This window comes from Enterobacter wuhouensis (genome assembly GCF_004331265.1).
Lineage (GTDB): Bacteria > Pseudomonadota > Gammaproteobacteria > Enterobacterales > Enterobacteriaceae > Enterobacter > Enterobacter wuhouensis.
Genome location: NZ_SJOO01000003.1, coordinates 351511 through 375887 on the forward strand (window position 1 = coordinate 351511; position 24377 = coordinate 375887).

Genomic DNA, 24377 nt, shown 5'->3' on the forward strand with positions numbered 1-24377 from the left:
TCAGCATGACAACGAACTATATTTTTGTGACCGGCGGGGTCGTATCCTCTCTGGGTAAAGGCATTGCCGCAGCCTCCCTCGCAGCCATTCTTGAAGCCCGTGGCCTCAATGTGACCATGATGAAACTGGATCCGTACATCAACGTCGATCCCGGCACCATGAGCCCAACCCAACACGGGGAAGTGTTCGTTACTGAAGACGGCGCTGAAACCGATCTGGATCTTGGCCACTACGAGCGTTTCATCCGTACCAAAATGACCCGTCGTAATAACTTTACGACTGGCCGTATCTACTCTGACGTACTGCGTAAAGAGCGCCGCGGCGACTACCTGGGCGCAACCGTACAGGTGATCCCGCACATCACTAACGCGATCAAAGAGCGTGTCCTTGCCGGTGGCGAAGGCCATGACGTTGTGCTGGTTGAAATCGGCGGTACCGTGGGTGATATCGAATCCCTGCCGTTCCTCGAAGCGATTCGCCAGCTGGCGGTAGACATTGGTCGTGAGCACGCGCTGTTCATGCACCTGACGCTGGTGCCGTACATGGCTGCTGCAGGTGAAGTGAAAACCAAACCGACCCAGCACTCTGTTAAAGAGCTGCTCTCCATCGGTATTCAGCCTGACATCCTGGTTTGCCGTTCCGATCGCGCTATTCCAGCGAACGAGCGTGCGAAAATTGCATTGTTCTGTAACGTGCCGGAAAAAGCCGTTATTTCAATGAAAGATGTCGATTCAATTTATAAAATCCCGGGCCTGTTGAAATCACAGGGCCTGGACGATTATATTTGTAAACGATTCAGCTTGAACTGTCCGGAAGCTAACCTGTCTGAATGGGAACAGGTTATTTACGAAGAAGCCAATCCGGGCGGCGAAGTGACTATCGGTATGGTCGGTAAGTACATTGAACTGCCGGATGCCTATAAGTCAGTCATTGAAGCGCTGAAACACGGTGGTCTGAAGAACCGCGTCTCCGTTAACATCAAGCTGATTGATTCGCAGGATGTTGAAACGCGCGGCGTTGAAATTCTGAAAGATCTGGATGCTATTCTTATCCCTGGCGGCTTCGGCTACCGCGGTGTAGAAGGCAAGATCGCCACCGCACGCTATGCGCGTGAAAACAATATTCCATACCTCGGCATCTGCCTGGGTATGCAGGTTGCGCTGATCGAATTCGCGCGCAACGTAGCGGGCATGGAAAACGCGAACTCTACGGAATTTGTGCCAGACTGTAAGTACCCTGTAGTGGCGCTTATTACTGAATGGCGCGATGAAGACGGTAACGTCGAAGTCCGTACCGAGAAGAGCGACCTGGGTGGCACGATGCGTCTTGGCGCACAGGCCTGCCAGCTGTCTGACGATAGCGTGGTGCGTAAGCTGTATGGCGAAACAACCATCACCGAACGCCATCGTCACCGCTATGAAGTCAACAACATGTTGTTGAAACAAATTGAAGCTGCGGGTCTGCGTGTTGCGGGCCGCTCCGGGGACGATCAGTTAGTCGAGATCATTGAGGTGCCAAACCATCCGTGGTTCGTTGCCTGCCAATTCCACCCGGAATTTACTTCAACGCCGCGTGATGGGCATCCGCTGTTTGCAGGCTTTGTGAAGGCCGCCAGCGACTACCAGAAGCGTCAGGCGAAGTAAAAAAAGTTAGAACGGCAACGCGTACCTTGGGTACGCGTTGTTTGTCTGGAGTTTTAGTTTAACTTGTACTGAGGAAAATCTAATGTCCAAAATCGTTAAAGTCATCGGTCGTGAAATCATCGACTCCCGTGGTAACCCGACCGTTGAAGCCGAAGTTCATCTGGAAGGTGGTTTCGTCGGTATGGCAGCTGCTCCATCAGGTGCTTCTACTGGTTCCCGCGAAGCGCTGGAACTGCGCGATGGCGACAAATCCCGCTTCCTGGGCAAAGGCGTACTGAAAGCTGTTGGCGCTGTGAACGGTCCTATTGCTCAGGCAATCCTTGGCAAAGACGCCAAAGACCAGGCTGGCATCGACAAGATCATGATCGATCTGGACGGTACTGAAAACAAATCTAACTTCGGTGCGAACGCAATCCTGGCTGTTTCTCTGGCAAACGCCAAAGCAGCTGCGGCAGCTAAAGGCCAGCCACTGTTCGAGCACATCGCTGAACTGAACGGCACCCCAGGCAAATACTCCATGCCTGTACCAATGATGAACATCATCAACGGTGGTGAGCACGCGGATAACAACGTTGATATTCAGGAATTCATGATTCAGCCAGTTGGCGCGAAATCCCTGAAAGAAGCCGTGCGTATGGGTTCTGAAGTGTTCCACAACCTGGCTAAAGTTCTGAAAGCTAAAGGTATGAACACTGCTGTTGGTGACGAAGGTGGCTACGCGCCAAACCTGGGCTCTAACGCAGAAGCACTGGCAGTCATCGCAGAAGCCGTAAAAGCTGCTGGCTACGAGCTTGGCAAAGACATCACCCTGGCGATGGACTGTGCAGCATCTGAATTCTACAAAGACGGTAAATACGTTCTGGCTGGCGAAGGCAACAAAGCGTTCACCTCCGAAGAGTTCACTCACTTCCTGGAAGACCTGACCAAACAGTACCCAATCGTTTCTATCGAAGACGGTCTGGACGAGTCTGACTGGGACGGTTTCGCATACCAGACCAAAGTACTGGGCGACAAAATCCAGCTGGTTGGTGACGATCTGTTCGTAACCAACACCAAGATCCTGAAAGAAGGCATCGAGAAAGGCATCGTTAACTCCATCCTGATCAAATTCAACCAGATCGGTTCTCTGACCGAAACTCTGGCTGCGATCAAAATGGCGAAAGACGCTGGCTACACCGCTGTTATCTCTCACCGTTCTGGCGAAACTGAAGACGCGACCATTGCCGACCTGGCTGTGGGTACCGCTGCAGGCCAGATCAAAACTGGTTCTATGAGCCGTTCTGACCGTGTTGCTAAATACAACCAGCTGATTCGTATTGAAGAAGCTCTGGGCGAAAAAGCACCATACAACGGTCGTAAAGAGATCAAAGGCCAGGCATAATCGCCTAAGCCTTAAAATGAAAATGCCAGTCGAATGACTGGCATTTTTTTTGCCTATTTAAAATCGACCGCCATTTGCTCCGGGATGGTCAGCCCCTGGGTCGTTTGCACGCAGCGGGCGATGTAGTCCGTGAAGCGTGGGGGTTTTGGCATCCCCATACTGAGCAGCTTATCATTGCTGAAGCGCACGTTCAGCGTGGCAAAAGCCCCGTATAAACGCATGGCTTTCAGCATCAGACGTTCGTTACACGGACCAAAAATATTTTTGAGCTCGCGGCGCATTCTGACCAGCGTTTCGTAGCTTACCTGCGCATACTTATCCCCGACCGGCGCTTTCTCCAGCGCCTGCGCCATTGCATTATCAATGTCTGCGAAGCGAACGCTATTCTCTTCACCCGCTGAAATATGCACAACTTCTCCCGGGCGGGCATCGCTGTAGAGCAGCATGAGCAGCGCATCGGCGCAGTAGTCCACCGGGACGACATCAATCCTGTCTTCCATCGAGCACATGAATTTTTGCAGCATCAGCCCCATGCTAAAGACCCAGAAGATGCTGCTGGAAGGGGCACAGCCGTGGAGCGTATGGCCCACGACGATAGAGGGCCGGGCGATGAGGAGCGGCAGGTTAGGGCAGTGTTGACGCATCAGCTGTTCGATGGTCGATTTTGAATAGGTATATTCCACCAGGTGCTCGGCGTTTTCCCTGAATTCGGCGCTTTCCGCTACCAGCGAATCCTGTTCTGGCGTGCAGGACATGGCCGTTCCGACGTGCACGAAGCGCTGCAGGGTTGCCACCTGTTCCATACGGCGAGCCAGCGCTAACGTGCCTTCGACATTCACTTTCCAGATAAGCGGATTGTTTCCAAAGGATGCGACGGCCGCGCAGTTAAGGACATGCGTTACGCTCTCCAGACGCGGATCGTTCAGAAACATTTCTGGCTGGCTGAGATCGCCAATGAGCACATCCTCGGCTTTCAGCGCGTTTAGCCTGCTTTCATGGACGTTAAACTTGCGCATGTTTTCCTTCACGCGTTCCAGCCCACTTTGCGCGTCGACGGCGCGGGCGAGCAGAACCAGCTTTACGCCTTCTGTGCCATTCAGGATTTTTTCAAGCACTGCTCCACCCAGGAAACCCGTCACGCCTGTAATTAATAACGTCTTCATTGATACCGTCTCATAATGATTGATGAGGCGGATTGTAGGCGTGCAAAAGTAAACGGTATTTAAATAATAAAAGGCCGAAATCAACGGTGCCTTAAGCTTATTTTAAGAAATGAAACACAGGGGAAGATATAAGACATTGCGGGTGAGATAAAAATTCAATTTATTGACGTTTTGATTTTTATATATTGATTTTTAAGGGATTTATTTGCGTTTTTGCGCCGTTTAATTTAATGCTAAATGTAATAAATAAAATGATTTGTTACACCAATCATTTGTTGAGGAAATATATCAAACAGGATTTAAGTCAAACTGAAACCGATCGCTCGCAGGCTATTTTATTTAGCCTGCGAATGGTTTCAGAGCAGCAGCGGCAGCGTGGCGCTCGCCGTTTGCTGGCTAACGTCGCCGTAATGGCCATCCAAAGCAATCAGTGACGTGGTCAGCAGCTCGACCAGCAGCATCACGCCAACCTTCGCGTTAAGCGCCCCGGCGCTAAGAGGGCCTTCCGGCTTGGCGGCAACCAGCTGCATATCGCTCAGGGATGCCAGGGGACTGCGGGGCGTATTGCTGAGCGCCAGGACCTTCACGCCGCGCTTGCGGGCAAGCTTCACCACGTGGAGTAAATCACGCGTTGAGCCGGAGCTGGAGATGGCCACGACCAGCGTTTCTTTTGAAAGCGTTGTCGCATTCATTGCCGCACGGTGCATATCGCTAAACAGCTGCGCGGGTTTGCCCAGCCTCAATAACTTGTAGTGGAGATACTCGCCGAGGATCGCGCTGGCCGCTACGCCGTATATTTGTACGGACTGCGCCCGGTGCAGCGCCAGCGCGGCCTCTTCAAGCAGCGTCCGGTCGAGCAGCCTGGCGGTATCCTGCAAAGCCTGCACCGACTCATCCACAACGGTATCAATCTCATCCCCGGCCTGACGCGCGGGCTGGCCCTGCTGAATATCAAGCGCCAGCGCCATTTTGAATTCGTTATAGCCTTTGCAGCCCAGCGTCCGACAAAGTCGCGTCACGCTGGCCTCGCTGGTGTGACTTTCGCGGGCCAGCTCGGTGATCGTCAGGTACAGCACCCGGGCAGGATCGCTGAGAACAAACTCCCCCAGCTTTTGTTGCGTTGGGCTGTACCCGGAAGCCTCCTGGCGTAGCTTCAGCAGCAGGTTTTCATGGTCTGACATGCTAGATCCTTAGTGCGTTTCTCTGCGACTAGTGTGGCGGAAAGCGGGGGAAAGATGCCAGTCATTTCGAAAAAGTATGATCGGCCTCCTGGTTTTTGATGATAATTTTCACTATTAAATATTAATGTGGTAAAAATTTTCATCGTTAAATAAGGGGATGAAAAAATGATGCAAATGTTCAGTGGGGCTTCTTCTGGTGGCTGGTTTGAAAAAGCGCAGCGCTTCGGCAAATCCTTTATGCTGCCCATCGCCGTATTGCCTGCGGCCGGTCTGCTGCTGGGGATCGGCGGCGCGCTATCGAATCCCAATACGCTCGCGGCTTATCCGTTCCTGGACGTTGGCTGGCTACAGGCCATTTTCACCATCATGAGCAGTGCGGGTTCAATTGTGTTTGCGAACCTCTCGGTGCTGTTTGCCGTTGGGGTTGCCGTTGGGCTGGCAAAAAGCGACAAGGGAACGGTAGGCCTGGCGGCATTGCTTGCGTTTCTGGTGATGAATGCCACCATCAACGCGCTGCTGATCCTCACCGGCAAGCTGGCTCTTGAGAACCCGGGAGCGGTGGGGCAGGGCATGACGCTGGGCATTCAGACGCTGGAAACCGGCGTGTTTGGCGGCGTTGTGATTGGCCTCGTAACCTGCATGCTGCATCATCGGTTTAATAAGATTGCCCTTCCGCAGTTCCTGGGCTTCTTTGGCGGCTCACGCTTTGTACCCATTATTAGCTCGCTGGCGGCAATATTCATCGGCGCGGCAATGACGGTGGTCTGGCCGCATTTCCAGAAACTGATTTTTGGTCTGGGCGGGCTGGTGGATGCCACCGGCTATCTCGGCACCCTGCTGTACGGCTTCATTTTGCGCATGCTCGGCCCGTTCGGTTTGCACCACATCTTCTATCTTCCTTTCTGGACCACCGCGCTCGGCGGGAGCGAGATCGTCAACGGTCATCTGGTTGAGGGCACGCAGCGGATTTTCTTCGCCCAACTGGCCGATCCCACCACGCGTCAGTTTTACGAAGGCACGTCGCGCTTCATGTCCGGGCGCTTCATTACCATGATGTTTGGCCTGCTGGGCGCCTGCCTGGCGATGTACCACACCGCAAAGCCGGAGAACAAAAAGCGCGTGGCCGGGCTGCTGCTTTCAGCGGCGTTAACCTCGTTCCTGACCGGGATTACCGAACCTATCGAGTTCTCCTTCCTGTTTATTGCCCCGGTGCTGTACGTCATTCATGCGCTGTTTGACGGGCTGGCGTTTATGCTCGCACACATGCTGCACATCACCATCGGGCAAACCTTCTCCGGCGGTTTCATTGACTTCGTGCTGTTCGGCATTCTGCAGGGCGAGGCTAAAACGAACTGGATGTTCGTCCCGCTGGTGGGCGTGCCGTGGTTCTTCCTTTACTACTTCACCTTCCGCTATCTGATTAACCGCTTTGATTTCGCCACGCCGGGTCGGGAAAAGGAGGCGATGGCTGACGAAGTTACCCTTGCGCAAAGCGAGCGTGCTGCTGCGGTAATCGCCGGGTTAGGCGGAAAAGAGAACCTCGAAGAGGTGGACTGCTGCGCCACGCGCCTTCGCGTCACGGTCAAAGACGGCAGCCGGGTGAATGAGGCGGCCCTGAAAGCCACCGGCGCGCGCGGCGTTATCGTGCGCGGAAATGGAGTCCAGGTCATATATGGCCCGCACGTCACGATCATCAAAAACGAAGTTGAAGAGATCTTATCGTAATGAAAACTGTACTGGATAATCTGAAGGGAAAGCTGGTCGTCTCCTGTCAGGCGCTGGAGAACGAACCGCTGCACAGTCCGTTTATTATGTCGCGGATGGCGCTGGCGGCGCGTCAGGGCGGGGCCGCAGGCATTCGCGCCAACAGCGTGGCGGATATCGAAGCCATTAAGCAGCAGGTGTCTCTGCCCGTTATCGGCATCATCAAGCGGGATTACCCCGCAAGCGAGGTGTTTATCACCGCGACGATGAAAGAGGTGGATGAGCTGATGACCGTCTCTCCCGAGATCGTTGCGCTTGATGCGACGGCGCGGGAACGACCCGGCGATGACTCTCTGGACGCGCTGGTCACGCGTATTCGATCGCATTATCCCACGGTGCTGCTAATGGCGGATATTTCCACCGTTGAAGAGGCCGTGACGGCGCAGAGGCTTGGCTTCGACTGCGTCGGGACCACGCTATATGGCTACACCGCGGAAACCGCGGGACGTTCACTTCCGCAGGATGACTGCGCGTTCCTGAAAGCGGTGCTGGCTGCCGTGACGCTCCCCGTGGTGGCCGAAGGCAACGTGGATACCCCAGAGCGCGCGGCCAGGTGTCTGGCGCTGGGGGCGCATACGGTCGTCGTCGGCGGGGCGATCACCCGACCACAGCAAATCACTGAACGGTTTATGGCGGCGATTGGCGCGCAAAGCACCGATGGAGCATGACCATCCGGCGGGGATCTGCGATACTTATCGTTTATCCCCTTAACTGAGATGACTATGCAGTACCCGATTAACGAGATGTTCCAGACCCTGCAAGGCGAGGGTTACTTTACCGGCGTCCCCGCCATTTTTATTCGTTTACAGGGATGCCCGGTTGGCTGTGCCTGGTGTGACACCAAACATACGTGGGATAAGCTCGCAGATCGGGAAGTGTCGCTGTTTAGCATTCTGGCGAAAACCAAAGAGAGCGATAAGTGGGGCGCGGGAAGCGCGGAAGATCTGCTGGCCATTATTGGTCGTCAGGGCTGGACGGCTCGCCATGTGGTGATCACCGGGGGGGAACCCTGCATCCACGACCTGATGCCGCTGACCGAGCTGCTCGAAAAGAACGGCTACAGCTGCCAGATCGAAACCAGCGGCACCCATGAGGTGCGCTGTTCACACACGACCTGGGTGACGGTCTCGCCAAAAGTGAATATGCGCGGCGGGTACGACGTATTGTCTCAGGCGCTGGAACGCGCGGATGAGATTAAGCACCCGGTAGGGCGCGTGCGGGATATCGAAGCGCTGGATGAGCTGCTGGCAACGTTAACCGATGAAAAACAGCGTGTGATTGCGCTGCAGCCAATCAGCCAGAAAGACGATGCGACGCGTCTGTGCATTGAAACCTGTATCGCCCGCAACTGGCGGCTGTCGATGCAGACGCACAAGTACCTGAATATTGCCTGAACCCTTCGCGGCCCCGCTTATCGCGGGGCCCGTGCTGAAGGGAGTAACGCCCAGGTTACTGCCGCCGACGCGAGACAAATCGCGCTGTTAAACAGTAACGCATACTGCGCGGCGCTGGCCATTCCCAGCGGCAGCAGCAGCGCGTACAGCGAAGCGGTGACGGCGATCCCCATGGCCCCGCCCAGCGAACTGCCCATCTTATACACTCCTGAGGCCACCCCAACTTTGTTTTCCGGCGCGTTCATCACCGCCGTATCCGTTGACGGCGTGGCATAGCATCCCAGCCCCAGGCCGAATAGAATGTTGCTCAGAAACACGGTGACAATGTAGATCTCCTTGCTTAAAAACGTACAGGAGATCAGCGTGATACCCGTTGCGGTGAGCAGCGGCCCGGTCATCATAGGCAGCCGCGCCCCGTAGCGCTGGAGCAGCTTTTCCCCGACCCGAATCATCGCAAGCACGGTGACCAGATAACCCAGCGTCATCATACCGGTTTGCAGCGGCGACAGACGGTGGCCTTGCTGCAGCCAGATGCTGGCGATCATCATGGTGCCAATGCAGCCGTTGAGCAAAAAATTAGAGAAGACCGAGGCGCTGTAGGCCCGGTTTTTAAACAGGGCAAAATCAATTAGCGCCGCATCACCCTTGCGTCGCCCCGCAAGCACAAAGCAAACCCCCGCCAGCGCTGCGCCACCCAGCACAAGCAGCGACAGGCCGCTGCCCCAGCCCCAGCCGTGCCCCTTGCTGATAAACAGGTTCAGCAGCACCAGCATACAGAAAAAACTCACCAGGCCGCTGATATCCAGCCTGTGGCGACTCGCGCCGTCGCTTCGGCTTTCCGGAGTACCGCGAATCAGCAGCAGTGCCGCCGCCGCTACCAGCATGGAAAAAATAAAGATCCAGCGCCAGCCGAGCGTGGTAGCGATGGCGCCGCCGACAAACGAGCTCAGGCCGCTGCCGCCCCAGGAGCCGATGACCCAAAAGCTGATTGCCCGCTGGCGCGCGCTGCCCTGATACCAGGTTTTAATCAGAGCCAGCGTAGCGGGCATGATGCAGGCTGCTGACAGGCCCTGGATCGCTCTGCCCAGCAGAAAAAGAACCGGTTCCCACGAGACGAAAAGCAGTGCGCTGCCGATGATGCTCAGCGTCAGGCCAATGTACGTCATGCGCACGCGGCCAAACTTATCGGCAAAGCCCCCGCAGGCAACGACAAAACAGCCGCATAGCAACGCGCTGAGGCTGACCGCCAGCGTGAGGGTTTCCAGGGAGATAGCCAGGCTATTTTTCATTGCCGGCACAACGTTTATCACCGACTGCGCGAATAACCAGAACGTTAGAACGCTCATCACAATACCGGCCAGCAGCCGATCGTTACCGGCATAGGAGGTCGTGTCTGTCAGGGGAACGGTACTCATCGTGCAGCCCTCCGGGGTTGGCGCCAGCTAGCGCAGATAGTGTTCGGTTAACGCGGTCCAGAGCGCCGCCCCGGTCAACAGGATCTTGTCGTTAAAGTCGTAGCCTGGGTTATGCACCATGCAGCGGTCCGGCTCATCCCCGGCTCCCAGAGTGAAGTAGCAGCCGTGAGGATTTTTTTCGAGCATGAACGCAAAATCCTCGCTCCCCATAAACGCATTCACCGACGTGACGGCATCCTGACCGAACAGATCGGTCGCCACGGCGCGCACCATTTCGTTGGCCTGCGGGTTATTGTTCAGCACCGGGCTGCCGTTCACGTGACGGATCGTGGCCGTGGCGTTGAAGCTCTCAGCCTGCGCCACCGCGATGTCGTGGATACGCTGCAGGACGGTTTGACGCACCGCTTCGTCCAGCGTGCGCACGGTCAGCTTCATTAATACCTTGTCGTTGATGATGTTCGGGGCGTGTCCCGCCTGGATGCTGCCCACGGTCACGACGGCCGGCTGGAACGGCGTGATATTCCTCGACACAATCGACTGCAGGGCGATGGTGATATGGCAGGCGACCAGCGTGGCATCGACGGTGTGTTCCGGAACGGCGCCGTGCCCTCCCACGCCGTTGACTTCAATGTGCACGGTGTCCGAGGAGGCCATCATGGCGCCATCGCGCAGGCCAATTTTCCCGAGCGGCTGGGAGGGCATATTGTGCAGGCCAAAAATATGGTCGCAGGGGAATTGCTCAAACAGGCCATCCTCGACCATAACGCGCCCACCATACAGCAGCTCTTCCGCGGGCTGAAAAATCAGGTGTAGCGTGCCGTTAAAGCTGCGGGTGCGCGCCAGATACTCTGCGGCATAGAGCAGCGTGGTGGTGTGGCCATCGTGGCCGCAGCCGTGGAATTTACCCTCGACGGTGCTGCTCCACGCCTTGCCGCTATTTTCCTGCATCGGCAGCGCGTCCATATCGGCGCGCAGGCCCAGACGTTTGCTGCCGTTACCCACTTTCAGCGTACCGACCACCCCGGTTTTCGCCATTCCACGGTGGACCTCATAGCCCCATTCATGAAGGAGCGTTGCGACGCGATCGCTGGTTTTATGCTCCTCAAAGCCGATTTCAGGGTGCCGGTGAAATTCGCGGCGTAATTCAGTGAACTGAGCCTCGGTGCCCCGCAGCGCGTCAACAATTGGATGTGTCATTTTTGTTATCCTTTTCCTGCTAAACGGTGTTAGTTTCGAGTTTATGTCGATCGTATTGCCTGAAAATGCTCTTTTTTGTTGTAATTCGACGCCTTTTTTCTGATTGTTTTTCATGCGATTCAGTTATGACAAAAAACAGCCCGTCATTATTTGTCTTTGCAGGGGTGGCGAATGGAGCAGCGTGGAAATGAATTTACGGTGGCCGTGGAGGACGTGCGCCTGTTCGCGCAGGATGAAGGCGACGGCCTGACGATACTGTGGGTGCTGGAAGGGCAGGCCGAGCTGGAAACCCACGCGGGACAAGAAACGGTGCCGACAAACGGCCTTGCGGTGATAAACCGCCATCAGCGCTGGCGGTTCAGCAGCCAGAGTGCGAACGTTACCCTGCGCGTCGTCCTCTCCGGGCGCTGGTTGACCCAGCTGTACGCTGACTTTTTCGCCCATGACTACGTCATACCCACGGCGCCTGGCGGGAGCTGGCCGCAGTGCGACGAGCTGCGGCATCTGCTGCGTCAGCTTCTTGTGGTGGCGCTGGTCAACGATCCCCATCGCTACAGGCTAGAGGCGAACCGCTGGCTGAGCGAGATCCTGCTGCTGCTGATCGGCCGCTTTCAGCAGCCCGCCCGCCTTAAACCCCGTGACCAGCACGCTAACGTAAGCAAGCGCATCACCCGCGTGCTGGAGCGAATTAACGCCAGCTACACCCGCCGCATTACGCTGGCCGAAATCGCAGAGAGTGAATTTGTCTCCGAAGCGTGGCTCTCCCGTCTGTTTAGAAAGGAGGTCGGGGTCAGTTTTATGCAGTACATCACCGCCCTGCGGCTGGAAAAAGCGGCTGCTGCCCTGTGCCTCACCAGTCGTCCCCTGCACCAGATTGCGCAGGAGCACGGGTTTGCCAGCACGCGAATGATGACCGATCGGTTCCGGCACGCTCACGGCATGTCTCCAGGCGAGTTTCGTAAGGCCATGCGCCATCGCCCCGACGCTTACCGCTTGCGGACGAGCGCGGGCGAGCAGCGCTTTCCCGTTGCGGTGGATACGCTGTTCAGCCTGCTCAACGGCGCTGAGGCCCGCGGCTGGGAACCTTCTCCGCTAACCCACTCTCCCGGTCAGGAGCGAATACTGGATCTGCAGCAGCTTCATCCGCTCTCTGGCGCGATGCGACACACGCGGCTGGTTGTCACCCTGCGCGAACTGGACGATTTGCTGCGTGAAGATGTTCGCCAGCATCTGGAGGCGCTACACGAGGCGATCCCCATTGAGGGAATTGATATCGCGGAACCTTTCCTCAGCAGCCGTCTGTTCGCCACGGGGTGGGATAATCCCCATATTGCGGGCTACGCCTGCTGGTACAATCTGCAACAGCTGTTCACTTGGGTGGCGAAAAAAGGCTGGACGATCCTGCTGCACACGGGCGTCACCACCCGATGCGATCTCCTCACGCGCTTTTTGCAGCTGTCGGTCAGCCGATTTTCACCCGACGTCACCGCAGGCTGGCACGCCGTGATGCACTGGTCTCCTCAGGCAAACCCGGAGAACCAGGAGCACGCCTGGCAAGCGCAGAGGGCGGCGCTTCAGACCTATCTTCCGCAGGCAAAATTTGGGGTATGGCATCGTTTTTCACCGGTCGGCACCGAGCCTATCGGCGACGCGTTATTCCGCTCGTGCATACTGGACCAGGCCGATTTTCTCGCCTGTCCGGCAGATGCCAACGAGCTGCTCGATCTGGCGCAGCTGGGGCCGGCGCATCTCTCCTCGTCAGAAAATTATCCCGTGCTGAAGATCCGCCAAATCCTCGCCGCCCTTCGCCAGCGGCAGCGCGCGCTGCCGGTATGGTTACTCTCGTGGAATACCCTTACCGGGAACACGCGGGCGACCAACGGCTGGTTTTTTCGCGGCGCGTTGCTGATGCAAAATCTGCTCGGGCTTTCAGAACAGGTCTGGCTGGCGGGATTCTGGCTAAATTCAGGCTTGCAGGGTGAGGCCAGGGCGAACAACACCCTGGATACATCGAGCCTTGCGCTTCAGTATAACCACGGCCTTCCCCGGCCTATCTACTGGGTGCTATGGCTGTGGCAGCGCCTGCGGGGAGAAGTGCTTGTCAACGACAAGAGCGTCCTGCTGCTTCGCCATCAGGGGCGCTATCAGCTGCTGCTGCGTAACGTGGTGGTTTTTAATCCGCTGCTCTCCAGCGAGGAGGCCTTCATCCAGCGCTTTCGTCAGCAGTATCATCTTGAGCTGCGGGGAATGCGCGGCAGCTGGCGCATTAAGTGCCATCTTTTCGATCGTCACAACGGTGCGCTCTACCCGCTGCTGGAAGGGGTACACAGTGAAAGCGGGCCTGACGAGGAGATGTTACGCTGGATTGCGCATAAAGCGCGTCCAACGCTTTCCGTACGCGATGAACGGCTTTATGACGGCTGGCAAATCACGGAATCGCTGGAGAGTAACGCGCTCGTACTCTATGAGTTCACGCCGCTAGACGCGCGCGAGGAAGAAGGGGATCACTCCCCGCGATAGATGCAGCCTGCGGTGCAGGTTTCTTTGATCATCACCGCGCTCAGCAGCGGCACCAGCGGCTTCATCTGATCCCAGATCCATTTTGCCAGCACTTCACTGGTCGGATTTTCAAGGCCCGGAATGTCATTCAGGTAGTAGTGATCCAGACGATCGTAGGTTGGCTTAAACGCGGCCTTCAGCTCGGCAAAATCCATGATCCAACCGGTATGCGGATCGACTTCACCGGTGATTTCAAGGCGCACCATAAACGAGTGCCCGTGCAGGCGGCCACATTTATGCCCTTCAGGCACATGCGGAAGGTGGTGGGCGGCTTCGAAGGTGAAATCTTTAAACAGTGTGGTGGACATCATAGCTCTCAGTAATGCGGAAAAAACCGCCGCATAGTACCGGAAAGCACAATTTTTAGCATTAACTAAAACGGCTCTGAAAGCATAAGGCGGATATACGGGATGCATGAATGCTTTTTTGCTTTATATATCAAAGGATTGATTAATCGTTTTTATCGTTAAGAACGATAGCTAAAACAGGTTAGTCCATTTGGTTATTTATTATTTCCATCCCTTCTTTAATTGTTATTATCCTCGCCGTTAACCTTATCTCTAGTTTGGTCTTTTTGCATAAATTCCGCTTTGCTACTGGAACATAACGACGCATGACAACACAGGCCCCACCTTCAAATTTGCTTCCCCTGAACCCGGAGCAGCTGGCGCGCCTTCAGGCTGCCACCACGGATTTTTCACCTACCCAGCTTGCCTGGGTTTCCGGCTACTTCTGGGGAATGCTCAACCAGCAGCCTGGTGCTGTCGCCGCAGCGCCCGCCGCAGCGGTTGACATTCCTGTCATAACGCTCATCTCCGCCTCGCAAACCGGCAACGCCCGCCGCGTGGCAGAAGCGCTGCGTGATGATTTGCTCGCCGCTAAACTGAACGTGAACCTGGTGAACGCCGGGGACTATAAATTCAAACAAATCGCGTCAGAAAAACTGCTGGTGGTTGTGGCCTCAACGCAGGGTGAAGGTGAACCCGCTGAAGAAGCGGTGGCGCTGCGCAAGTTCCTGTTCTCGAAAAAAGCCCCCAAACTGGACGGTACCGCTTTTGCCGTGTTCGGCCTGGGCGATACCTCGTATGAGTTTTTCTGCCAGTCCGGTAAAGACTTTGACAGCAAGCTGGCGGAGCTGGGCGGTGAACGCCTGCTGGACCGCGTGGATGCGGATGTGGAATATCAGCCCGCAGCCGCCGAGTGGCGCGCGCGCATCGTTGAGGTGCTGAAAGCCCGCGTGCCGAAAGAGACGCCAGCACAGGCTGCCGCCACCGCCGCAGGTACCGTCAATGAAATCCATACCAGCCCTTATACCAAAGAGGCGCCGCTGACGGCGAGCCTGTCGGTGAATCAGAAAATCACCGGACGCGACTCGGAAAAAGACGTGCGCCATATCGAGATCGACCTGGGCGACTCAGGCCTGCGCTATCAGCCTGGCGACGCCCTGGGCGTCTGGTATCAGAACGATCCGGCGCTGGTGAAAGAGCTGGTCGAGCTGCTGTGGCTGAAGGGCGACGAGTCCGTCACCGTGGAAGGCAAAACGCTGCCGCTTTCTGACGCGCTGCAGTGGCATTTCGAGCTGACGGTAAACACCGCCAATATCGTTGAAAACTATGCCACCTTAACGCGCAGCGAGTCCCTGCTGCCGCTGGTCGGTGACAAAGCGAAGCTGCAGCATTACGCGGCGACCACGCCAATTGTCGACATGGTGCGCTTTTCTCCTGCGCAGCTGGATGCCGATGCGCTGATTGGCCTGCTGCGTCCGCTGACGCCGCGCCTGTACTCCATCGCCTCATCGCAGGCGGAAGTGGAAAGCGAAGTGCATATCACCGTGGGCGCGGTGCGTTACGACATCGAAGGCCGTGCCCGAGCGGGCGGGGCATCAAGCTTCCTGGCGGATCGCGTCGAAGAAGAGGGCGAGGTGCGCGTCTTTATCGAGCACAACGACAACTTCCGCCTGCCGGCGAACCCGGAAACCCCGGTCATCATGATTGGCCCTGGCACCGGCATTGCGCCGTTCCGCGCCTTTATGCAGCAGCGCGCCGCGGATGAAGCGCCGGGCAAAAACTGGCTGTTCTTCGGCAACCCGCACTTCACCGAAGATTTCCTCTACCAGGTCGAGTGGCAGCGCTATGTTAAAGAAGGCGTACTGACCCGCATCGATCTGGCCTGGTCGCGCGATCAAAAAGAAAAAGTCTACGTACAAGACAAGCTGCGCGAACAGGGCGCAGAGCTGTGGCGCTGGATCAATGACGGTGCCCACATTTATGTCTGCGGCGACGCCAATCGCATGGCGAAAGACGTTGAGCAGGCACTGCTGGACGTGATTGCCGAATTCGGCGGTATGGATGCCGAAACGGCGGATGAATTTTTAAGTGAGCTGCGCGTCGAGCGCCGTTATCAGCGAGATGTCTACTAATGAGCGAAAAACATCCTGGCCCACTGGTGGTCGAAGGCAAACTGACGGATGCCGAGCGCATGAAGGTAGAGAGCAACTACCTGCGCGGCACCATTGCCGAAGATTTAAATGACGGCCTGACCGGCGGTTTCAAAGGCGATAACTTCCTGCTGATCCGTTTCCACGGCATGTATCAGCAGGACGACCGCGATATCCGCGCCGAGCGTGCCGAGCAGAAGCTGGAGCCGCGCCACGCGATGCTGCTGCGCTGCCGCCTGCCGGGCGGGGTCATCACCACCAAACAGTGGCAGGCGATCGACAAATTCGCCCATGACAACACGATTTACGGCAGCATTCGTCTGACCAACCGTCAGACCTTCCAGTTCCACGGCATTCTGAAGAAGAACGTGAAGCCGGTTCACCAGATGCTGCACTCGGTCGGGCTGGACGCGCTGGCGACCGCCAACGACATGAACCGTAACGTGCTGTGCACCTCGAACCCGTACGAGTCTGAGCTGCACGCCGAGGCGTACGAGTGGGCGAAGAAGATCTCCGAGCACCTGCTGCCGCGCACCCGCGCCTACGCGGAGATCTGGCTCGATCAGGAGAAAGTGGCGACCACTGACGAAGAGCCGATCCTCGGCCAGACCTATCTGCCGCGTAAGTTCAAAACCACGGTGGTGATCCCACCGCAGAACGATATCGACCTGCACGCCAACGACATGAACTTCGTGGCGATCGCCGAAAACGGCAAGCTGGTAGGCTTTAACCTGCTGGTGGGCGGCGGTCTTTCTATCGAGCACGGCAACAAGAAAACCTACGCTCGCACCGCGAGCGAGTTCGGCTACCTGCCGCTGGAGCACACGCTGGCCGTAGCGGAAGCGGTGGTGACTACCCAGCGCGACTGGGGCAACCGTACCGACCGTAAAAATGCGAAAACCAAATACACCCTGGAGCGCGTGGGCGTCGAGACGTTCAAAGAAGAAGTGGAGCGTCGCGCGGGCATCAAATTTGAGCCGATCCGCCCTTACGAATTTACCGGTCGCGGCGATCGCATCGGCTGGGTCAAGGGCATCGACAACAAATGGCACCTGACGCTGTTTATCGAAAACGGCCGTATTCTGGATTATCCGGGACGCCCGCTGAAAACCGGCCTGCTGGAAATTGCGAAGATCCACAAAGGCGAGTTCCGCATTACCGCTAACCAGAATCTCATTATTGCCGGCGTGCCGGAGAGCCAGAAGGCGAAGATCGAGAAGCTGGCGCGCGATCATGGGTTGATGAATGCGGTCAAACCGCAGCGTGAAAACTCCATGGCCTGCGTGTCGTTCCCGACCTGCCCGCTGGCAATGGCAGAAGCCGAACGCTTCCTGCCGTCTTTCACCGATAAAGTGGAAGCGATTCTGGAAAAACACGGTATTCCGGACGAGCATATTGTTATGCGCGTGACCGGCTGCCCGAACGGCTGCGGCCGTGCGATGCTGGCCGAGCTGGGTCTGGTGGGGAAAGCACCGGGCCGTTACAACGTCCATCTTGGCGGGAACCGCAGCGGAACGCGCATTCCGCGTATGTATCGCGAAAATATCACGGAGCCGGAAATTCTCGATTCCGTTGACGAGCTTGTCGGGCGCTGGGTGAAAGAGCGCGAAGCGGGTGAAGGCTTCGGCGACTTTACGGTGCGTGCGGGCATCATTCGCCCGGTGCTCGATCCCGCAAGGGATTTCTGGGAGTAACTACGAGAGGTAATTATGTCCGTACTCGATCTAAACGCCCTTAATGACCTGCCAAAAGTCGAACGCATTCTGGCGCTGGCAGAAACCAACGCTCAACTGGAAAAGCTGGACGCCGAAGGGCGCGTGGCGTGGGCGCTGGAAAACCTGCCCGGAGACTACGTGCTCTCGTCGAGCTTTGGCATTCAGGCGGCGGTCAGCCTGCATCTGGTGAATCAGATCCGCCCGGACATTCCGGTGATCCTCACCGATACCGGCTATCTGTTCCCGGAAACCTACCAGTTTATCGACGAGCTGACGGACAAGCTCAAGCTGAACCTGAAAGTCTACCGCGCGACGGAAAGTGCGGCCTGGCAGGAGGCGCGCTACGGCAAGCTGTGGGAGCAGGGCGTTGAGGGCATTGAGAAATACAATGAGATCAACAAAGTTGAGCCGATGAACCGCGCGCTGAAAGAGCTGAATGCGCAGACCTGGTTTGCGGGCCTGCGCCGCGAGCAGTCGGGAAGCCGCGCTACGCTACCGGTGCTGGCGGTTCAGCGCGGCGTGTTCAAGGTGCTGCCGATTATCGACTGGGATAACCGTACGGTGTACCAGTACCTGCAAAAACACGGGCTGAAGTACCATCCGCTATGGGACCAGGGCTATCTGTCGGTTGGCGATACCCACACCACGCGCAAATGGGAACCGGGAATGGCGGAAGAAGAGACGCGATTCTTTGGGCTGAAGCGCGAGTGCGGGCTGCACGAAGGGTAAATCCTTCCTGCCCCTCACCCCGGCCCTCTCCCCAAAGGGGCGAGGGGGAAAAGACGGCTCCGTGCGATCCCCTCTCCCCAAAGGGGCGAGGGGGAAAAGACAGCTCCGTGCGATCCCCTCTCCCCTTTGGGGAGAGGGTTAGGGTGAGGGGAAATAAGACCTCAGGCTTTCCCCGCTTTCGCCAGCTCCTTCACCAGCGGCAGCATCACCTTCACGACGTCCCGACTGCGGTGCTCAATCCGCTGCGGCAGCGCGCTATCAATGTGCTGCTGATTATCCAGCCTGACGTCATGCCAGCTTGTCCCGTCCGGGAAGGCTTTTGATTTGGCGCGCTGCTGGTAGCCGTCTTTTTTGCCCAGCCCCCAGTTCGTGGCCTCGACGTACAGCACGGGAATGCCCGCTTTATCGAAAACTTCCCCGTCGTTGCAGCAGCCGGTTCCTTTTGGATAATCCGGATTGCCGCCCGGGTTGGTGGTGGCATAAACGCCATGGCTGCGCGCGATGGCCAGCGCCCGGTCGCGCGTCAGTTTACGTACGCTGCTCGGCGTACTCTGCCCGCTGTTAAAATAAAGCTTATCGCCGACGATCAGGTTATCAAGATTAATCACCAGCAGCGTATTTTTCTTCTCTTCAGTACTCATGCGCTTAAGGAGATTCTCAGCGCCGAGCGTGCCTTCTTCTTCACCGCTGGTGGCAATAAAGCGAATTCCATACTTCGTCGGGATATTCTTCAGACGTTCGGCCAGTTCGAGCATAACGCCCAGACCCGCTGCGTTATCGTCCATGCCCTGCAGCGTCAGTCCACCGAGATTATTATCGGTATCAGCGTCGCTCATCGGAGCATAGGTATCGAGGTGCGCCATAATGATGATCTGCTCATCGGCCTTGCCTTCGTGCGCCGCAATGACCGTACTGCCCGTCACGTTATGCCAGTTTTTCGTTTTATTACGTGAGGTATAGATATAGCGGCTGTGGAACGAGCGGATATCGCTCTGATAGCCCATATCCGCAAACTGCTGGCGAATATAGTCGGCGGAAAGCATCTCGGCTGGGGTGCCGGTCATGCGTCCAGGAAAGACGGTGGCAATATGCCGCGCCTGCATAGTGGCGATTTCACCATAAGGTTGGTTTTTTGCCTGAGCCGGAAGAATAAAGCAAACGCCGAGCGCCAGGGCAGCAATACGGTGGCGCGTTGCGGAAAACATAGTGAGTCCTTAAAAACTGAGCAAAATAATAACCCGCTTAGTATGAAACTGTGATCGTCCATACACAATTTGAATTGCTCTTAAATGCCCGAAATTTCGCGTGTTAAGCACTTTTTGGTATTAGCTTTTTCGCGGCGTTATTCCATTGAGTAACTACTCATTCCAATTCGTAATTTCATTCGGTCTAAGCCGCCCCCTATAGTCCCTTTATTCCTCGTTGTTAGTGAGTTGTTGCTTGTGGACTATCTGCCCTTATTTGCCGCGATAAAAGAGAAGCCGGTGCTGGTTGTAGGCACGGGTGAGATCGCCGATCGCAAAATCGCGTTCCTCCACCGTGCCGGTGCGCAGGTGCGGGTAGTCGACGAGGCGGATTTCGATGAGTCGCAGATCGACAGCGTGGTGCTGGTGATTGCCGCAACCGAAAACCGCGAGCTGAACCGCCGGGTTTCCGACGCGGCGCAGGCTCGCTATCGTCTGGTTAACGTCGTTGACGACCAGCCTTTGTGCTCGTTTATTTTCCCGTCGATTGTTGACCGCTCGCCGCTGCTGGTGGCGATCTCCTCCGGCGGTACCGCGCCGGTGCTGGCGCGCGTGCTGCGGGAAAAAATCGAAGCGCTGCTGCCGACCAGCCTCGGGCGCATGGCGGAAAAAGCCAGCTACTGGCGCAACCACCTGAAAACGCGCCTGACCAGCGTGACGGAACGCCGTCGCTTCTGGGAGCGCGTGTTTCGCGGCCGCTTTGCCAGCCTGATGCATGCCGGTAATGAAACCGCAGCGCAGAAAATTCTCCAGGACGAACTGGATAACCCCGGCAGCAGCGGCGGGGAGATCATTCTGGTGGGGGCAGGGCCGGGCGATGCCGGGCTGCTGACCCTGCGCGGCCTGCAGGTGCTTCAGGATGCGGACGTCGTTTTCTACGACCATCTGGTCACCGACGGCGTGCGCGAGCTGATCCGCCGCGACGCCGAGCAAATCTGCGTGGGCAAACGGGCGGGGGAGCACTCGGTGCCGCAGCACGACACCAATCAGATGCTGATTGACGCGGCGAAGGCAGGCAAAACCGTGGTGCGCCTCAAAGGGGGCGACCCGTTTATCTTTGGCCGCGGCGGTGAAGAGCTGCAGGCCGCAGCCGAAGCGGGCGTCCCGTTCCAGGTGGTGCCCGGCATTACGGCGGCCTCTGCGGTCACGGCCTACGCCGGTATTCCGCTGACCCATCGCGATTACGCCCAGAGCGTGACCTTTGTGACCGGCCACTATAAGGCCGACAGCGCGCCGTTCGACTGGTCGCATCTCGCTCAGAGCCGCCAGACGCTGGCAATTTACATGGGCACGATGAAGGCGGCGGACATCAGCGAACAGCTTATTCAGCACGGCCGCGAGGCAACGACGCCCGTGGCCGTCATTTCTCGCGGCACGCGTGTCGATCAGCACGTTGCTATCGGCGAGCTTCATGAACTTGCAACTCTGGCGAAAGACGCCCCGATGCCCGCCCTGATCGTGGTGGGCGAAGTGGTGCAGCTGCACGGTACGCTCGCCTGGTTTCAGAACACAACCGATACAGAAGGCTTCGGTTCTTCTGTCGTAAATTTGGCTTAAGGAACGGTTATGGACCAAAAACGTCTTACTCACCTGCGGCAGCTCGAAGCGGAAAGTATCCATATTATCCGCGAAGTGGCCGCCGAGTTTTCTAACCCGGTGATGATGTACTCCATCGGTAAAGATTCCAGCGTCATGCTGCATCTGGCGCGTAAAGCGTTTTATCCGGGCACGCTGCCGTTCCCGCTGCTGCACGTGGATACCGGCTGGAAGTTCCGCGAAATGTACGAATTCCGCGACCGTACCGCGAAAGCCTACGGCTGCGAGCTGCTGGTGCATAAAAACCCGGAAGGGGTGGCGATGGGCATTAACCCGTTCGTGCACGGCAGCGCCAAGCATACCGACATCATGAAAACCGAAGGGCTGAAGCAGGCGCTGAATAAATACGGTTTTGATGCGGCCTTCGGCGGCGCGCGCCGCGATGAAGAGAAATCCCGCGCCAAAGAGCGTATTTACTCCTTCCGCGACCGCTTCCACCGCTGGGATCCCAAAAACCAGCGCCCGGAGCTGTGGCACAACTACAACGGCCAGATTAACAAAGGCGAAAGCATTCGCGTCTTCCCGCTCTCTAACTGGACCGAGCTGGATATCTGGCAGTATATCTATCTGGAAAATATTGAGATCGTTCCGCTGTACCTGGCCGCCGAGCGCCCGGTGCTGGAGCGCGACGGCATGCTGATGATGATCGACGACGATCGCATCGACCTACAGCCGGGTGAAGAGATCAAACAACAGATGGTCCGTTTCCGTACCCTCGGCTGCTGGCCGCTGACCGGCGCGGTGGAATCCAACGCACAGACGCTGCCGGAGATCATCGAAGAGATGCTGGTGTCGACCACCAGCGAGCGACAGGGCCGCATGATCGACCGCGACCAGGCAGGCTCCATGGAGCTGAAGAAACGTCAGGGTTATTTCTAAGGAGCCGCCATGAACACCACTATTGCTCAACAAATCGCTGATGAAGGCGGCGTAGAAGCCTACCTGCACGCCCAGCAGCACAAAAGCCTGCTGCGCTTTCTGACCTGCGGCAGCGTCGACGACGGGAAAAGCACCCTGATTGGCCGCCTGCTGCACGACACGCGCCAGATTTATGAAGACCAGCTTTCATCCCTGCATAACGACAGCAAGCGTCACGGCACCCAGGGCGAAAAGCTCGACCTGGCGCTGCTGGTGGATGGCCTGCAGGCGGAGCGCGAGCAGGGCATCACCATCGACGTGGCCTACCGCTACTTCTCTACCGAGAAGCGCAAATTTATTATCGCCGACACCCCGGGGCACGAGCAGTACACCCGCAACATGGCGACCGGCGCGTCCACCTGCGATCTGGCGATCCTGCTGATCGACGCCCGCAAAGGCGTGCTGGATCAGACCCGTCGTCACAGCTTTATCTCCACGCTGCTGGGGATCAAACACCTTGTGGTGGCCGTGAACAAAATGGATCTCGTCGACTACAGCGAAGAGACCTTCAACCGTATTCGTGAAGAGTATCTGACCTTTGCCGGGCAGCTGCCTGGCAATCTCGATATCCGCTTTGTGCCGCTGTCCGCGCTGGAGGGCGATAACGTCGCTTCTCAGAGCGCGAACATACCGTGGTACAGCGGCCCGACGCTGCTGGAGGTGCTGGAAACCGTTGAGATCCAGCGCGTGGTTGACACCCAGCCGATGCGCTTCCCGGTGCAGTACGTTAACCGTCCTAACCTCGATTTTCGCGGTTTCTCCGGCACCATTGCCTCTGGCTCGGTGAAGGTTGGGCAGCGCGTAAAAGTGCTGCCATCCGGCGTGGAATCGGCCATCGCCCGTATCGTGACCTTCGACGGCGATCTGCCGGAAGCGGGGGCCGGTGAAGCGGTCACGCTGGTCCTGAAAGATGAGATTGATATCAGCCGGGGCGACCTGCTGGTCGACGCGCAGGAAACGCTGGCCGCGGTGCAGGGTGCCGCGGTGGACGTGGTGTGGATGGCCGAACAGCCGCTGACGGCAGGCCAGAGCTACGACATCAAAATTGCGGGCAAGAAAACCCGCGCCCGCGTGGACGGCATTCAGTTCCAGGTGGACATCAACAACCTGACCCAGCGTGAGGTGAGCGAGCTGCCGCTGAACGGCATCGGTCTGGTCGATCTGACCTTCGACGAACCGCTGGTGCTGGATCAGTACCAGCAGAACCCGGTTACGGGCGGGCTTATCTTTATTGACAGACTGACCAACGTCACCGTGGGTGCCGGCATGGTGCGCGAGCCTAACGAACAGGCTGCCGTGGCGTCTGAATTCAGCGCCTTTGAGCTTGAGCTGAACGCGCTGGTGCGTAAGCACTTCCCGCACTGGGGCGCACGCGATCTGCTGGGAGGCAAGTAATGGCCGCCCATGATGAGAACGTCGTCTGGCATCCTCATCCGGTCACCGTCGCCCAGCGCGAGCAGCTCCACGGTCACCGTGGGGTTGTGCTGTGGTTTACCGGGCTGTCCGGCTCCGGTAAATCCACGGTGGCAGGCGCGCTGGAAGAGGCGCTGCATCAGCAGGGCGTGAGCACATACCTGCTGGATGGAGACAACGTGCGTCACGGCCTGTGCAGCGACTTAGGCTTTAGCGATGAAGACCGCAAAGAGAACATCCGCCGGGTAGGTGAAGTCGCCAGCCTGATGGCTGACGCCGGGCTGGTGGTGCTGACGGCGTTTATCTCACCGCATCGCGCCGAGCGCCAGATGGTGCGCGAGCGCGTGGGCCACGACCGCTTTATCGAAGTGTTTGTGGATACGCCGCTGGAAATTTGCGAAGCGCGCGATCCGAAAGGGCTGTACAAGAAAGCCCGTGCAGGTGAACTGCGCAACTTCACCGGTATTGATGCGGTCTACGAAGCGCCTGAATCGCCAGAGATTCACCTGGAGGGTCAACAATTGGTAACAAATTTAGTAAGCCAATTATTAGACCTGCTCAGACGGGACGATATTATCAGATCCTGAGACGGTATCGTTCGGGAGCTGTCTTCCCGAACGATGAGTCA

At 57.2% G+C, this 24377-nt stretch carries 19 protein-coding genes; 13 read left to right on the forward strand and 6 right to left on the reverse strand.

The window, feature by feature from the left end; genetic code table 11:
• The first annotated feature begins 5 nt into the window (after positions 1-5).
• Both pyrG and eno read left to right on the forward strand, forming a co-directional pair.
• The gene (gene pyrG, locus E0L20_RS09260; protein ID WP_131633699.1) at positions 6-1643 is read left to right on the forward strand and encodes a glutamine hydrolyzing CTP synthase; all 1638 of its coding nucleotides are present in this window, start codon (positions 6-8) and stop codon (positions 1641-1643) included.
• Positions 1644-1725: 82 nt separating this feature from the next.
• Positions 1726-3024, forward strand: a complete 1299-nt coding sequence (eno, locus tag E0L20_RS09265; RefSeq protein ID WP_131633700.1) for a phosphopyruvate hydratase — start codon at positions 1726-1728, stop codon at positions 3022-3024.
• 53 nt (positions 3025-3077) lie between these two features.
• Here the strand turns inward: eno and E0L20_RS09270 are convergent, their stop codons facing one another.
• Both E0L20_RS09270 and E0L20_RS09275 read right to left on the reverse strand, forming a co-directional pair.
• On the reverse strand, positions 3078-4187 hold the full coding sequence (locus E0L20_RS09270; protein ID WP_131633701.1) for an SDR family oxidoreductase: 1110 nt from the start codon (positions 4185-4187) through the stop codon (positions 3078-3080).
• Positions 4188-4543: 356 nt separating this feature from the next.
• Positions 4544-5368, reverse strand: coding sequence for a MurR/RpiR family transcriptional regulator (locus E0L20_RS09275; protein ID WP_131633702.1), 825 nt, complete (start codon positions 5366-5368; stop codon positions 4544-4546).
• A gap of 165 nt (positions 5369-5533) precedes the next feature.
• Between E0L20_RS09275 and E0L20_RS09280 the strand changes: the two genes are divergently transcribed.
• The 3 genes from E0L20_RS09280 to queE are packed head-to-tail and all read left to right on the forward strand — an operon-like array spanning position 5534 to position 8526.
• Entirely contained in the window at positions 5534-7093 is a 1560-nt protein-coding gene (locus E0L20_RS09280) for a PTS transporter subunit EIIC (RefSeq protein WP_131633703.1), read from the forward strand.
• Positions 7093-7800, forward strand: a complete 708-nt coding sequence (locus E0L20_RS09285) for an N-acetylmannosamine-6-phosphate 2-epimerase (protein ID WP_131633704.1) — start codon at positions 7093-7095, stop codon at positions 7798-7800. Before E0L20_RS09280 ends, E0L20_RS09285 begins: the two co-directional genes overlap by 1 nt.
• A 54-nt stretch (positions 7801-7854) precedes the next feature.
• Complete coding sequence (gene queE, locus E0L20_RS09290; RefSeq protein WP_131633705.1) at positions 7855-8526, forward strand: 7-carboxy-7-deazaguanine synthase QueE; 672 nt, start codon at positions 7855-7857, stop codon at positions 8524-8526.
• A gap of 17 nt (positions 8527-8543) precedes the next feature.
• Here the strand turns inward: queE and E0L20_RS09295 are convergent, their stop codons facing one another.
• Together E0L20_RS09295 and E0L20_RS09300 are read right to left on the reverse strand one after the other, a co-directional pair.
• Positions 8544-9941, reverse strand: a complete 1398-nt coding sequence (locus E0L20_RS09295; protein WP_131633706.1) for an MFS transporter — start codon at positions 9939-9941, stop codon at positions 8544-8546.
• A 27-nt stretch (positions 9942-9968) separates the two neighbouring features.
• On the reverse strand, positions 9969-11138 hold the full coding sequence (locus tag E0L20_RS09300) for a M20 aminoacylase family protein (RefSeq protein WP_131633707.1): 1170 nt from the start codon (positions 11136-11138) through the stop codon (positions 9969-9971).
• A gap of 171 nt (positions 11139-11309) precedes the next feature.
• Between E0L20_RS09300 and E0L20_RS09305 the strand changes: the two genes are divergently transcribed.
• Positions 11310-13658 (forward strand): helix-turn-helix transcriptional regulator, encoded by a 2349-nt coding sequence (locus E0L20_RS09305; RefSeq protein ID WP_131633708.1) that lies wholly within the window; start codon positions 11310-11312, stop codon positions 13656-13658.
• On the opposite strand, the gene queD is transcribed toward E0L20_RS09305, so the two are convergent.
• On the reverse strand, positions 13643-14008 hold the full coding sequence (queD, locus tag E0L20_RS09310) for a 6-carboxytetrahydropterin synthase QueD (protein WP_165500697.1): 366 nt from the start codon (positions 14006-14008) through the stop codon (positions 13643-13645). The two genes, E0L20_RS09305 and queD, sit on opposite strands and share 16 nt — an antisense overlap.
• Positions 14009-14310: 302 nt before the next feature.
• Between queD and cysJ the strand changes: the two genes are divergently transcribed.
• Genes cysJ through cysH form a run of 3 tightly spaced genes read left to right on the forward strand, consistent with a single transcriptional unit; the run spans position 14311 to position 18578 of the window.
• Positions 14311-16116: an NADPH-dependent assimilatory sulfite reductase flavoprotein subunit gene (gene cysJ, locus E0L20_RS09315; protein WP_131633709.1), complete on the forward strand. Its 1806-nt coding sequence runs from the start codon at positions 14311-14313 to the stop codon at positions 16114-16116.
• Positions 16116-17828 (forward strand): assimilatory sulfite reductase (NADPH) hemoprotein subunit, encoded by a 1713-nt coding sequence (gene cysI / locus E0L20_RS09320; protein ID WP_131633710.1) that lies wholly within the window; start codon positions 16116-16118, stop codon positions 17826-17828. The genes cysJ and cysI overlap by 1 nt, the downstream gene beginning before the upstream one ends.
• A gap of 15 nt (positions 17829-17843) precedes the next feature.
• Entirely contained in the window at positions 17844-18578 is a 735-nt protein-coding gene (gene cysH / locus E0L20_RS09325) for a phosphoadenosine phosphosulfate reductase (protein WP_063146470.1), read from the forward strand.
• A 161-nt stretch (positions 18579-18739) separates the two neighbouring features.
• Here cysH and E0L20_RS09330 read toward each other — a convergent pair whose 3' ends face one another.
• A complete protein-coding gene (locus E0L20_RS09330) occupies positions 18740-19783 on the reverse strand; it encodes an aminopeptidase (protein WP_131633711.1) in 1044 nt (347 codons plus the stop codon).
• 246 nt (positions 19784-20029) lie between these two features.
• Here E0L20_RS09330 and cysG point away from each other — a divergent pair, with 246 nt between their 5' ends.
• Genes cysG through cysC form a run of 4 tightly spaced genes read left to right on the forward strand, consistent with a single transcriptional unit; the run spans position 20030 to position 24336 of the window.
• Positions 20030-21379 carry a siroheme synthase CysG gene (gene cysG / locus E0L20_RS09335; protein ID WP_165500706.1) on the forward strand — a complete coding sequence of 450 codons (1350 nt, stop codon included), beginning with the start codon at positions 20030-20032 and terminating at the stop codon, positions 21377-21379.
• Between the two features lie 9 nt (positions 21380-21388).
• Entirely contained in the window at positions 21389-22297 is a 909-nt protein-coding gene (gene cysD / locus E0L20_RS09340) for a sulfate adenylyltransferase subunit CysD (protein ID WP_131633713.1), read from the forward strand.
• A 9-nt stretch (positions 22298-22306) separates the two neighbouring features.
• Complete coding sequence (cysN, locus tag E0L20_RS09345; protein WP_131633714.1) at positions 22307-23731, forward strand: sulfate adenylyltransferase subunit CysN; 1425 nt, start codon at positions 22307-22309, stop codon at positions 23729-23731.
• A complete protein-coding gene (gene cysC, locus E0L20_RS09350) occupies positions 23731-24336 on the forward strand; it encodes an adenylyl-sulfate kinase (protein ID WP_131633715.1) in 606 nt (201 codons plus the stop codon). The genes cysN and cysC overlap by 1 nt, the downstream gene beginning before the upstream one ends.
• Positions 24337-24377 lie beyond the last annotated feature (41 nt).

Coding starts and splice junctions, on each gene's coding strand:
- pyrG (WP_131633699.1), top strand. CDS start 6: ATGACAACGAACTATATTTTTGTGACCGGCGGGGTCGTATCCTCTCTG.
- eno (WP_131633700.1), top strand. CDS start 1,726: ATGTCCAAAATCGTTAAAGTCATCGGTCGTGAAATCATCGACTCCCGT.
- E0L20_RS09270 (WP_131633701.1), bottom strand. CDS start 4,187: ATGAAGACGTTATTAATTACAGGCGTGACGGGTTTCCTGGGTGGAGCA.
- E0L20_RS09275 (WP_131633702.1), bottom strand. CDS start 5,368: ATGTCAGACCATGAAAACCTGCTGCTGAAGCTACGCCAGGAGGCTTCC.
- E0L20_RS09280 (WP_131633703.1), top strand. CDS start 5,534: ATGATGCAAATGTTCAGTGGGGCTTCTTCTGGTGGCTGGTTTGAAAAA.
- E0L20_RS09285 (WP_131633704.1), top strand. CDS start 7,093: ATGAAAACTGTACTGGATAATCTGAAGGGAAAGCTGGTCGTCTCCTGT.
- queE (WP_131633705.1), top strand. CDS start 7,855: ATGCAGTACCCGATTAACGAGATGTTCCAGACCCTGCAAGGCGAGGGT.
- E0L20_RS09295 (WP_131633706.1), bottom strand. CDS start 9,941: ATGAGTACCGTTCCCCTGACAGACACGACCTCCTATGCCGGTAACGAT.
- E0L20_RS09300 (WP_131633707.1), bottom strand. CDS start 11,138: ATGACACATCCAATTGTTGACGCGCTGCGGGGCACCGAGGCTCAGTTC.
- E0L20_RS09305 (WP_131633708.1), top strand. CDS start 11,310: ATGGAGCAGCGTGGAAATGAATTTACGGTGGCCGTGGAGGACGTGCGC.
- queD (WP_165500697.1), bottom strand. CDS start 14,008: ATGATGTCCACCACACTGTTTAAAGATTTCACCTTCGAAGCCGCCCAC.
- cysJ (WP_131633709.1), top strand. CDS start 14,311: ATGACAACACAGGCCCCACCTTCAAATTTGCTTCCCCTGAACCCGGAG.
- cysI (WP_131633710.1), top strand. CDS start 16,116: ATGAGCGAAAAACATCCTGGCCCACTGGTGGTCGAAGGCAAACTGACG.
- cysH (WP_063146470.1), top strand. CDS start 17,844: ATGTCCGTACTCGATCTAAACGCCCTTAATGACCTGCCAAAAGTCGAA.
- E0L20_RS09330 (WP_131633711.1), bottom strand. CDS start 19,783: ATGTTTTCCGCAACGCGCCACCGTATTGCTGCCCTGGCGCTCGGCGTT.
- cysD (WP_131633713.1), top strand. CDS start 21,389: ATGGACCAAAAACGTCTTACTCACCTGCGGCAGCTCGAAGCGGAAAGT.
- cysN (WP_131633714.1), top strand. CDS start 22,307: ATGAACACCACTATTGCTCAACAAATCGCTGATGAAGGCGGCGTAGAA.
- cysC (WP_131633715.1), top strand. CDS start 23,731: ATGGCCGCCCATGATGAGAACGTCGTCTGGCATCCTCATCCGGTCACC.